The organism is Microvirga lupini (assembly GCF_014191055.1).
Taxonomy (GTDB): domain Bacteria; phylum Pseudomonadota; class Alphaproteobacteria; order Rhizobiales; family Beijerinckiaceae; genus Microvirga; species Microvirga lupini_A.
Genome location: NZ_JACHWB010000001.1, coordinates 101,786 through 113,667, shown reverse-complemented (window position 1 = coordinate 113,667; position 11,882 = coordinate 101,786). Strand labels below are relative to the sequence as shown.

Annotated in this window: 4 protein-coding genes; all 4 read right to left on the bottom strand. The window is 61.8% G+C overall.

Features of this window, described 5'->3' with window-relative positions:
• Positions 1 to 47 precede the first annotated feature (47 nt).
• The 4 genes from FHR70_RS00505 to FHR70_RS00490 all read right to left on the bottom strand — a co-directional run bounded on the left by FHR70_RS00505 (position 48) and on the right by FHR70_RS00490 (position 11,511).
• Entirely contained in the window at positions 48 to 2,270 is a 2,223-nt protein-coding gene (locus FHR70_RS00505) for a CHASE2 domain-containing protein (RefSeq protein WP_183446024.1), read from the bottom strand.
• 137 nt (positions 2,271 to 2,407) lie between these two features.
• Positions 2,408 to 4,816 (bottom strand): Ig-like domain-containing protein, encoded by a 2,409-nt coding sequence (locus FHR70_RS00500; protein ID WP_183446022.1) that lies wholly within the window; start codon positions 4,814 to 4,816, stop codon positions 2,408 to 2,410.
• Positions 4,817 to 5,562: 746 nt separating this feature from the next.
• Positions 5,563 to 6,330 (bottom strand): outer membrane protein, encoded by a 768-nt coding sequence (locus FHR70_RS00495; RefSeq protein ID WP_183446021.1) that lies wholly within the window; start codon positions 6,328 to 6,330, stop codon positions 5,563 to 5,565.
• Positions 6,331 to 6,435: 105 nt separating this feature from the next.
• Entirely contained in the window at positions 6,436 to 11,511 is a 5,076-nt protein-coding gene (locus tag FHR70_RS00490) for a VCBS domain-containing protein (protein ID WP_183446019.1), read from the bottom strand.
• Positions 11,512 to 11,882 lie beyond the last annotated feature (371 nt).

Genomic DNA, 11,882 nt, shown 5'->3' with positions numbered 1-11,882 from the left:
GGCCGGTCGACATCATCGCAGGCCCTGAATGAGTGCAGTTTCACCTATCATAGTTTCTGCAACCATGACGAAACCGCAGCCCCTTCGCTCGACGACACTGAAGCATCGGCCCGGTGCCGAATGCGCTGAATGTAGAGTTCGTAATAATCATCCAGGCCAAACTTCTTACCCAGCTCTCTGCACATGAGAATTGCCTCGAGCGCCTGCGGCCAGTCACACCGGCGATAGGCTGCGAGCATGGCTTCATTTCGTTCGACCAGCTCCACGAAGTCAGATTGTCCAATCACATCGGCGTGGCCGAGGATCGTGAAAATCCGCTCCAGATCGCGTTTTCCCCTCACCTGCAGATAATCGACTTCGAGTACAGCGAAGTGAGTACGGACAGCCTGTGCGATCTTCTCACCGATGAGGATAGGAACACCATACTGCTTGGTGAGCTCCTCAAGACGGGATGCCAGATTGACGGTGTCGCCCAAGACCGAATAGTTGAAATGGAGATCGGATCCGAAGTTGCCGACGACGCACAAGCCCGTATTCAAGCCGATCCCGATCCGAAGCGGCGGAACCATCTGATCGTCACTGGATTCTTTCTGGCGCTGTTCATTGAGAACCCTCAGGCTCTCCAGCATCGCAAAGGCCGCCTCGCATGCGTTCAGCTCATGATTGGCATCGGCGAGCGGAGCATTCCAGAAAGCCATGATCGCATCGCCCATGTATTTGTCGATTGTGCCACGGCGGTCCACGATGTCCCGTGTCAGTGGGGTGAAGAGCCGATTGATGAGCGTCGTCAGCCCCTGCGGATCATCCTTGTAGAGCTCGGAAATGGCCGTAAAACCTCGCACGTCCGAGAACAGGACCGTCAGCTCACGTTGTTCTCCGCCAAGGGTCAGCTTCTCCGGCGATTGCGCCAGCTGCTCAACCAGATCAGGGGAGAGATACTGGCTGAAGGCAGATCTGATCCGGAAGCGATCCGCGGAAACGGTTACATAGTTGGTGCAGACGAGAACAGCGTAAACCAGGAAGCTGGAGATCAGGGGGAAGGTGTAATCGATGAGAAGATCGAGGCCTGTGAAGCAATACCACAGCACCCCCATCGTGACCGCGGCAGTGGCGCCGCCGAGAGCGAAGAGAGTTCCGGCGTTCACCCTCGGTGCCTGGATAATCAGCAGCAGACTCATCAGCGCTGTGAGCGAAAGTTCAACGAAAGCTGTGTAGCTGGGCCGGTTCAGTGTCGCTCCTGTGAGCGCACTCTCCAGAAGCTGGGCATGCAATTCCACCCCCGGCAGCGCCGGGTGAACTGGGGTGACCTTGAGATCGAAAAGACCGGCTGCCGAGGTCCCGATGAGCACCATCTTACCCGCCAGGATATCGGTGGGCATTCCGCCGCGTAGAAGGTCGATGGCAGAGATGTATCTGCTCCGGCTGGGAGGTGAGTAGTGAAGCCAGACCCTTCCCTTTCCATCTGTTGGGATCTCGAACGCGCCTACTCCGACGCTCCGGACACCACTCGGATCCGTCTTGACAAGAACTGCGTCCGATCCGCTGGCGACCCTGAGCATTTCAAGCGAGAGCGAAGGAACGATGGTTCCGTCAGCCACTGCAATGACCGGCACGCGGCGAACGACGCCATCCCGGTCGGGAGCAACCGAGAACATGCCATGCCCTCGGGCAGCCTCATCAAGAACGGGGATATTTCGCAGCAAATGCGGGAAATCGACGAGGTAGGAGCGTGGGTCAGGCCCGAGTGTGGCAACCCCCGTCTGGATCCCCGCCTCAGCGGTGGGTACTGCCCCTGAAACACGATACCCTGAACGTCCGAGCACCACCGTGGAGGCTCGAATGGCATCGGCAAAGATTGTATCGTTGCTGGGCATGTGCCGGAGCTTCTCGCGCGTGTCGTCATCCAACCCTTGAAAGGTCTCGGCCGCGACCTCTGGCGAGCTGCGATCAGGTTCCGGAAAAAGCACATCGAAGCCGATGACAGTTCCACCGGCTTCGACGATCCTCGCAACCATCTCGGCCATGATCGTGCGAGGCCATGGCCATTGCCCCAAAGCCCGCAGGCTCTGCTCGTCGATATCCACGATCGCGACGAGGTCCTGACGCTCGGCGCGTGGATAGATCAGCTGATAGATATCGAGCGACTTCAGGCGAACAGCCTCAACGAGTCCCGGATCCAGAATCCGGAGCACCAGCAGGCCCACGAGGAGCAAAAGACCGACAATCCGGCCGGTTCCGAAGCGCCACCTCTCTTTCAAAAGATGCGACATGACTGGAATTCCGCGAGAACTGGCTCTCGTGCCTGAGCGGGACCGTGCCGGCAATGGTCGGGTTTCACCTTTATGGCCCGTGGGACGAAACGGTCATGAAGCCACCCCAGGAGAGAGTGCGGCCGCGGCATATTCCCTCACAAGATTCCATCGGTCGAACGGGGCAGAGCTCCTGCAATGGTCAGCCCGGCCACGAGCACTTCACCACTGTCGAACTTGACCGTCGCCGATACAGCGTTCTGATCGCCGGCAAGCCGACGCAACCCGTCGATGGATGCGTTCAAAATCCATCCTTGCGGCGTCAGAATGAGATCCTCTCGACCGATCTCGGCGATGTTCCTGCCGTTCACGAATACGTCGACATCGGTGATCGTCCCGCTTGGCAGAGGCGATCCTAGAACGGAGACATCGATCTGCTCGGGGGATATCAGCAGGGAGGCCCCACCCGTGTTGTCGATGTCATCCAGTTGCGAAAGATCGGCGTTATCACCGACACCAAGAGCGGTGATCGTCGCCCCGAACTGGTCGGTCAGGGTTGCGATCTCGGCATCGACAGAACCCTGCCACCGACCGTCAGAGAGAAAATACAGGAAGTTTGCCTCGCCTCCCTGGTCAAGATTCTGCAGGCGGTGATTGGCTGCCTGTAGAGCGTTGGCGAAGTTCGTCTCGCCGTCTGCATCAAGGCCTCTGAGATAGGTGGCGATTGCTCCATCTCCGGCCTGTCCCAGGTTGAATGTCGCGGCATTCACGCCAATCTGACCAGGCTCCCCGGAATCGGCAGGGTCGGCACTCCCGTTGAAGGGAATGATCGTTACCGTAACGTCGGAGGAGGAGAAACCGAGACCTCTCACCCGCTCGGTCAGCGCGATCAAACCCGCGATCTCCGCATCGAGAATGGTGTTTGAACGGCCATCGCCATTGAGATCACCGACCGTGGCTCCCTCGAACCTGTCCGAGGTGCTGCCTGAGATGTCGATCAGATAGACGATGTTCATCTGCGGCTGCAGGACCGGACCAAGGCCGATGATCAGCTCCAGATCCGCTGTCGCCGCCGTTGTAGCTGTCGGCGCATCGACGGAGAGAGAGACGGTCTGTTGATTGAATTCGAGAATCTCCGTGTCGAGAACAATCTGATGGGGAGACGTGAAAGTTCCCTCCCCACGCACCTGCAGAGTCACGGTTGCCGTATCGGTTCCTCCATTTCCATCGCTCACCGTATAGGTAAACTCCACCGTTGCGGTTTCACCGGCACTGAGAGCCTTGAAGCGGCTGCCGGGATCAAAAACGAGGTTGCCTTTTGCATCCAGACTCACGGATCCTTCGGATGGAGCGGTCCAGCGAACCAGACGGAGGGCATCGCCATCGATATCGCGATCGTTGGCCAGCACGACGGCCACCGTGCGTCCGTCCTCCGCAACAGCGCCGATGCGATCGTCCCTTGCAAGGGGAGCATCGTTTCGACCATCGACAACCCAGGTCACCGATACCGGCACATCGGTATCACCGTTGAAGACCAGAACATAATCGACCGTGACCGACTGTGTTTCTCCGACGCCGAGGTGCTGGTAAGCCGGATGTGTTGGGTCCAGGCGAAAACTTCGCGCACCTGAGAGATAGGTCACGCCGGGAGGCAGTGAATTTGGCACTATCACGCGCGGGGGCGTTCCTGAATCGGATACGTTGGAAGCCGGCAATGTGCCAAGCCGCGCAACCGGTCCATCCTCCACTGCGGCACCCCGGATCGGTGCAGGGGTCGTGATGGGAGAGGGAGGGATCACATTGCGCGATGAAGCGCTCTCTAAAGATGGAGGCGCTACGAAAAACTTCGAAGGATCGAGCAGATCGACAGGCTGGGGCAAATTCACTGGCACGATGAGAGCATCATCAGGATCGCTGCTGCCCCTCCTCTGCCGTGGCTCTGGAGAAAAGAACCGGTACAGATCCCTCACGAAATCGCCTTCGCCCCGGATCTCATCGTTCGTCTTGGTGATTTGCGTGACCCGCGGTTCGGAACCGGACACCGGCGTCAGGAGAGTCGCGACGCGGGCATCCGACATCGATGCGATCACGCGGGATGGGTTGTTCTTGTCCAGGAGAATAATCGAACCGACGCTTCCGTCCGGCTCGGTGAGCAGGGAGAATCGCGTCGTTCCGCTGGCGGCCGCAATCTCCGTCTGAACGGCCGTCCCTCTGATGGCCATCGTGGCGACCGGCGTATCGATCCTGAGATCGCCGGTCTTGGCGACGCGTCCCGCAACGAACCCGATCACGCCCTGAACCAGCGTCAAGAGCGCCGAGTTTGCGTTGGAATCGGCGGAATAGACCATGTCGTTCAGCACCATGCGGGCGCTGGAGGATAGGGTGAAGACTGTGCCGTCGTTGAACTTGATCGTCAGGGCCGAGCTCGGACCGGTTTGCAACACGTCGCCCTTCGCAACGGCATCGCCAAGTCGAAGCGCGATCGAGACGCCGTTCCGCAGAACGGTGACGGACCCTGACGCTTTCTCGACGCGGCCGATCGATTCCAGGGCCGCTGCAGCACCCATTTGCGCATACTGACCTGACGCATCCGGACCTGCCAGCACTTCGACTGTCGCGCCCGTAAGGCTTGCCCCCTCCGGCGTTACAATGCTGAGGCGCCGTTCGTCTTTGAAGAACCCTAGGAGAACAGCACTTGCCTCGGGTCCTGTGAGCAGGAGATCGGCTCCTGATCTTCTGAAACCTGCGTTGAAAAGAAGATCCCGGTCAGGAAACAAGATTGCGGAATCTGAGTCAGCAGCACGGCTCGCCGCATCCGTGGCGTCGATGCGGATGTCAAAAACAGTGGCGCCGTCCCCGGATTGGTACACAGCAAACCCCTTGGGTTCCTGTGATCATAGTCTTTTCGATGATCTAAGCCTACCGGAAGAAAATCCTAACCAATGGAACGTTCTCAGCCCGCAACAGCTTGTGACGCGAGAATGCCATGCAAGCGTTCGGACCGCTTTTCGAACAATGCTCAAATTCAGGCGAGTACGCGACCCAGGTGAAGAGACTGTCTGCACTGGGTCAAAGAGTAACGAACAGCAAATGAAATGAAGGTCCGCTCACCATCTCATGAGCAGACCAAAACACTTCTTCCACCCCGAGCCAATTTGATACCTTCGCCTTGCGCGCTCATGCTGTCACAGCACCGATGCGGCGTGCGCCTCCCACAACAACGATACCGGCCGTGCCCTATGATTGCTTACGACAGGTGAGCAGGTTGGGTTACCAAAGTGTGCTCCCCTTTTCGGAGCTCAATACGCGGAACTCAGAATCGCACGTTGACGCCCACGCGGCTGATCCAGCCGTCGTTCTGGAAGCGATAGACCGCTTGCTCCCCTGCGCGAGCCAGCGTCAGGCTCTCGTCCTCCAGATTGTAGTAGAGCGTCTCGGTCTTGATGGAGATGTTCTGTGTCAGCATGTGCTCCGTGCCGCCGCCGACCACGAAGCCCATGGTCCACTCGTCGCCGCTCGCCTGCGGGCCGATGCCCGCCGGCACCACCGTGATCTGCCCCTGGTGCTCGACCTGGGCATAGGCCAGACCGGCCGTCACATAGAAGAGCGACTGCTGCACGATCGGCAGCAGGCCGGGCATCGAGACACCGAGCCGCCCCTTGACTGTGCCGAACCAGTTCATCTGCGAACTCAGGTCCGTGCGCAGGGAGACAGCACCGTCTGCCCCCAGGCTGCTGCGGGAGCGGCCCACATCCATGGCGGTCAGATCCGTCTCTAGACCCGCCACGAGGCTGCCGAACTGCCACAGGTAGCCGATCTGGGCACCTCCTCCCAGGCCGGAGTCACTCAGGCCAAGACGGGCAGGCAGCGCATCGGCTGCGACGCCGGAGACGCCGCTGCGCTCCGCCTCTCCGCCGTCGCTGATCCAGGCCCCGTGCACACCGGCATAGAAGCCGCTCCAGCTGACCGCCGGCACGGCCTGCACCGGAGGCAGGAGCGCGGTCCGGCCCGGCAGGTCGGCGGCTGCGGTCACGGCGGTGGTGGCGATCAGGGCGGACATGGACAAGACGAGGGACTTCATCAGGATCTCCGAGGTAGCGTCGGACCATAAATCAGGATGCATGAAAATTCTGTCGCAGCGCGACAACAGGCTCGGGCAGGATCGCATCCTGCCCGGCCATGAGTTTTAGAGGATCACGTCATCGAAGGTGAGCTTGCCGATCACCCGGATCTCGAAGTCGGCCCGGCCGTTGCCGTCGGTGTCGCCCATCAGGATGCCTCGGTCGTAACGCAGCTCCCCTGCCTGCCCGGTGAAGCCAGCCGTCATGAAGTGGGAGGCCGCTTCGCCCGGGTGCAGGAACGGCACTTTCGTGCCGGTCCAGCTGAAGGCCTGATTGCCCTTGAGCCGCTCGTTGGCATCAATGCCGCGCAGGTCGATCCGGTCCTGACCCGACTTGAAGTCATAGATCACGTCACGCTGCAACCCGACCTTGCTCTCCTTGGCCGAGTTGAAGTCGAAGACATCCTTTCCGGAACCGCCCCAGAGCTTGTCACGGCCGAGGCCGCCGGTGAGCCAATCATTGCCACGATCGCCCTTCAGCGTGTCATGGCCCGCCCCACCGTCGAGGCGGTCACGGCCCGAGCCGCCGAGCAGCCGGTCCTGACCGGTGCCGCCCCACAGGCGGTCGTTGCCGATGCCGCCCGAGACGGTGTCGTTGCCGCCATCGCCATAGAGCCTGTCGTCACCGCCACGCGAGCCGACATAATCGTTCCCTCCGCCGCCATGCAGCTCGTCGTCGTCGGCCCCCAGCACCATGTGCTGGCTGGCGCTGTCGCCGAAGACCACCTGGGAGCCTGCTCCGCCAGTGACCCTGATGCTGCCGATAATGGCCGCGAACTCCACGTTCTGCAGCTGCAGCTGCGTCCCTGTTGGCAGGCCTCCGGCATCGATGACGAGCGCCGTTGCCGGCGTGCCGGGATTGGCATTCCCGCTGATCACCAGGGGTTGACCAGGGGGTGTCGTGCTGCCCGCAGCCAAGACTGGAACCAGGGTTTGCACGAGCAGAGGCGTGTTCGCCGGCAGGCCGCCGAGGAAGCCGGAGCCGCCTCCGGTGAGTTGGCCCTGATCGGCCGAGCCGGCAAGGCTGTGCGCCTTGATTTCCCGGATCAGGTCGGCCAGCGAGGTGCCGGCGGTCTTGGGCGCCGACGGGCCACTCGCCTGCAGGCCGAAGCCCACGGGCATCTGCGCCAGGAGCACCGGTTGCCCACCCGCGCTCACCAATGGAATGTTGGACGGGCCGCTTCCCGCCGTCATGATGGGGATGGTGAGGGTCTGGCCCGCGCTGCCGTCCGGATAAACGATCGTCTCGGTCGTCACCTCCACGCCACCCACGAGCGTGCCGTCGCCTTTCACCTTCACGCTCACGGTCTTCACGGTCCCGTCAAGGGTCTCGACCGTGAAGGTCTCCGTGACGACCTCGCCGGAGCGCAGGGCCTTGGTCTTCTCGGCCTCGTTGTCGAGCACATAGGTCCACTTGCCATGAATGGCATCGAAGGAGAAGGTGCCGTAGGTGCCTTGCGCGTCGGCCTGAGCCTTGAAGCCGGCCTCGCCCGCGTCCTCGTCGGTAACCGTCAGAAGGCCGGTCGCGATCGGCGTGCCGTTCTCCGCAACCGATCCGGCATCCGTGCCTCCGATGACCGCAACGTCGTTCACGGCGGACACGTGGAGATCGACGGTTTGGGTGTGGCTCAGCGCGCCGCCCGATCCCATATTGCCCACATCGTCGATCGACACCATCAGGACCCGCGTTCCATGGTCGTTCGCGGCAGGGGTGTAGATCACGCCGCTCGCTGCGATGAACGCGTTGATGTCCGCGACGCTACCCGTCAGCGTCAAGGCGGACGACGTACCGCCGATGGTGACGCCCGACCGACTGGTGGCAGACAGAGATCCTGCCGGAACGCTCAGGGTCACGATCACCGGTGCCGATCCGGCATCGACGTCCGCGAAGCTGATCCCGGTCAGCGCGGTCGCCGTATCCTCGATCACCGCGATGCTGCCCGGTGACGAAGCGGCGGGCGCGTCGTTCACGGCAGAGACATAGAGGTTCACCGTTTCCGTATGGCTCAGTGGCCCACCCGAGCCGGAGTTGCCGCCATCGTTGATCGAGACGGTCAGCACATATGTACCTGTGCCATTGGCCGGGGGCGCATAGATGACGTTGCTCGCTGCGATGAAGGCGTTGATGTCGGCAAGAGTGCCGGTCAGGATCAGGGACGATGCCGCTCCGCCGACCATGACACCCGCGCCGGTGGTGGCCGACAGGGCGCCCGCCGGCACAGCCAGGGTCACTGTGACAGGAGCCGATCCTGCATCGATGTCGGAGAAGGCGATGCCCGTCAGCGCGGCTGGCGTATCTTCCGTCACGGAGATGCTGGCCGGCACGGTCGCCACAGGGGCATCGTTCACGGCGGCGATCTCGAGATCCACCGTCTGCGTATGGGTGCGCGCCCCGCCCGAACCCGTGTTGCCGTCATCGTTCATCGAAACCGTCAGAACCCGTGTGCCCGAGTCGTTGAGGGATGGCGTGTAGGTGATGCGGCTTGCGGCGATGAAGGCGTTGATGTCGGCGATGGACCCGGTCAGCATCAGGGACGAGGCCGTTCCACCGACCATGACTCCTGCGCCGGAACTGGCCGACAGGGAGCCTCCGGAGATGCCCAGGGTCACCGTCACGTTCCCCGCCCCTGCATCGATGTCGGAGACGATGATGCCCGTCAGCGCGGCGGGCGTATTCTCCGTCACCGCGATGCTGCCCGGCACGGTGACGACGGGCGCGTCGTTGACGGCCGCAATGGCAAGAGAAACCGTCTTGGTGTCGCTCAGGCTGCCGCCGCTGCCCGCATTACCGCCATCGTCGATCGAGACGGTCAGCACGCGGCTCCCCGTGCCGTTCGCATCGGACGTATAGGTGACGTTGCTGGCGGCGATGAAGGCATTGATGCTGGTGATGGAGCCCGTCAGCGTCAGGGCCGAACCGGTGCCGCCGACCGTCACACCGGCACCGCTGACGGCAGCCAGCGATCCCGCCGCGATGCTGAGGGTCACCGTGACGTTGGCCGAGCCGGCATCCACATCCGAAAAGCTGATGCCTGTCAAAGCGGATGCCGTGTCTTCCGTCACCGCGATGCTGCCCGGCACGGTGACGACGGGCGCGTCGTTGACGGCCGCAATAGTCAGAGGAACCGCCTTGGTTTCGCTCAGGCTGCCGCCGCTGCCCGCGTTGCCGTTATCGTTGATGGAGACAGACAGGATCCTTGTCGCCGTATCGTTGGCAAGCGGGTTATAGGTGATGTTGCCAGAGGCGATGAAGGCATTGATACCGGCGATCGTGCCCGTCAGGGTCAAGGCGGACGCGGTGCCTCCGACAGCGACACCTGCGCCACTGACTGCGCTCAGGGTTCCTGCCGGCACGCTGAAGGTGACCGTCACATTGCCCGAGTCTGCGTCCTTGTCCGAGAAGCTGATCCCCGCCAAGGCCGTGGCTGCGTCTTCAGTCACCGCGATGAGGCCCGGTACGGTAGCAACGGGAGCGTCATTGACGCTCAGGACGTCGAGGGCGACGGTGTCTGTCTGGGTGCTGAACGGAGAAGTACCACCGGTGGCTCCAATGTTGGTCGTGCCCCCGTTGCTGCCGGTCGACTGATCCCAGGCGCGGATGGTGAGGCCCACCGGAACCGTGCCGTTGAAGTCGGCGTTCGGCTCGAAGTAGAGCCGTGTCGCTCCATCGGCGGCAAGGAGCCTTGCGGCGTTTTGCGAGGGCGTGCCGAGAGCCGACCAGGAGGCGCCCCCGTTGATGGAGAACCACCATGTGCCGTTCGAGGCATCGGCTCCGACGATGGCGATGCCACGGCTGGAGGCGGTGTCCACGTCCGAGATGCCACCGGCCAGATCGGAGACCAGAAGCCCCATCGCCTGCCCGGCTGCCGGCGGACCCGCATCCTCCGCGACCGTCAGGGACAGATTCCGGTCGGCAAGCTGCGGTGCGTCGTTGGCCGGGGTCACGTTGACCGTGATGGTGCCATTGGCGGGTCCTGATCCGGCCACATCGCGGATCTGCGTCGCGATCGAAACCGGCTTGTCCCAGTTGGGGGCAGGCGTGAACGTGACCGCGGCCAGGGCCGCATTCACGTCTGCAACGGATCCGGTCACCATCCACACGCCGGTCGAGGGGTTGTAGGTCGGCGTGGCCGAACCGACGGGGATTACCGACAGGGCGCCGGCCTGAGGCTGGCTCAGCGTCAGCGTCGCGGTGACCGTATCGCCCACATCGGCATCCGTCACGACGATATCGCCGAGCGGGACCGCTCCGCCATCCTCGACGGCGGCGATGGTCTGCGTCAGGTTCGAGGCCGTTGGCGCATCGTTGACGCCCTCGACCGTGATGGTCGTTGTGGCTGTATCGGAGCGCCCCGTTGAATCCGTCACCGTATACTGGAACGACGTGGTGCGGATCTGACCTGCGGCCAGATCGGCGAAATCGCCGTCATCGGAGAATTGCAGGGTGCCGTCCGCATTCAGCAGAACGCGTCCGCCGCCGAACAGATCGGTCCAGCGGCCGACACCGGCCGCTTCTCCATTGACGTGGGTAATGGTCTGGGGATCGACAATACCGAGCGAACCTAAGTTGTCGAGGTCCTTGTCGTTCGCAAGAACGTTCTTGCCCGCCAACGTAACGCCAGCCTTGGCGCTGAATGCGTCGTCGACCGCCTCTGGAGCATCTTCGAGAAGATTGTCGTAGAAGACCGTCTGGTCGACCTTCGTTCCGGGCTGAAAGCCCATGAAGAACCAATTGTAGGTTAGCGTCTTCGTCGAAACATTGTAAGTCGGAGCATAAACGGCGTTGACCCCGTTCATCGACCCCTGATCGGTTATGGTACCAGGCGCGACGCCCGTGGGAGCCAGGCCTTCGATCTTGATGGTGAACCCGGCGGGCTGTGCGGTTCCCTCGAATTGGGCAAAGACCTGGTTGCCGGAAATGTCGACGGTCATCGTCCCGCGCAGAAGCCCGTTGTCGCCCTGCACCGGCTCCATGTCGCCATCGTTATCCGTGTCGGACAGGATTCTGGCCGATAAGGGTACGACGAGTTCAGCCCCGGCCCCAACGACCACCGATGTGAACTCGTAAGGAGCCTCAAAGACGAACCATCCCTGCAAGGAGAACGTGATCTTGACCTGAATTCCTTCGAGACTGCCTGCCATGTCATGCCCCCTCGCCGGCCCAGAGCTTTTGCCTGGACTGGGCGTGCCGTCCTGCGGCGCCGCTGATTGTTGTCGTGAAGAACCGTGGCACTTCTTGAAACGGGCCACCTAAAGGCGAGCAGTACTAAGAATATTGCCCTAGATGTCGAGCTGAATTACTTCAGAGTTATATTTTATTAACCTATGTTACCCTACGGCAACACGCTTGCACCAGACCTGGGCTCGAACGCTTGGCTTATCACCCGCGTCCCTCATGGGAGGTCAAGAGGATGACAGAAAGCCTAGTCAGCGAACTTGTTCTAATACCCGTGGCCGCAGGCTGCCACCGAGTTCCCGTTATTGCTCTAAAGCATTGGGTTGACGCATCTCCT

What these genes read in the sequence shown, in the direction of transcription:
- FHR70_RS00495 (WP_183446021.1), bottom strand. Translation starts at nt 6,330, where the DNA reads ATGAAGTCCCTCGTCTTGTCCATGTCCGCCCTGATCGCCACCACCGCC.
- FHR70_RS00500 (WP_183446022.1), bottom strand. Translation starts at nt 4,816, where the DNA reads ATGGGTGCTGCAGCGGCCCTGGAATCGATCGGCCGCGTCGAGAAAGCG.
- FHR70_RS00490 (WP_183446019.1), bottom strand. Translation starts at nt 11,511, where the DNA reads ATGGCAGGCAGTCTCGAAGGAATTCAGGTCAAGATCACGTTCTCCTTG.
- FHR70_RS00505 (WP_183446024.1), bottom strand. Translation starts at nt 2,270, where the DNA reads ATGTCGCATCTTTTGAAAGAGAGGTGGCGCTTCGGAACCGGCCGGATT.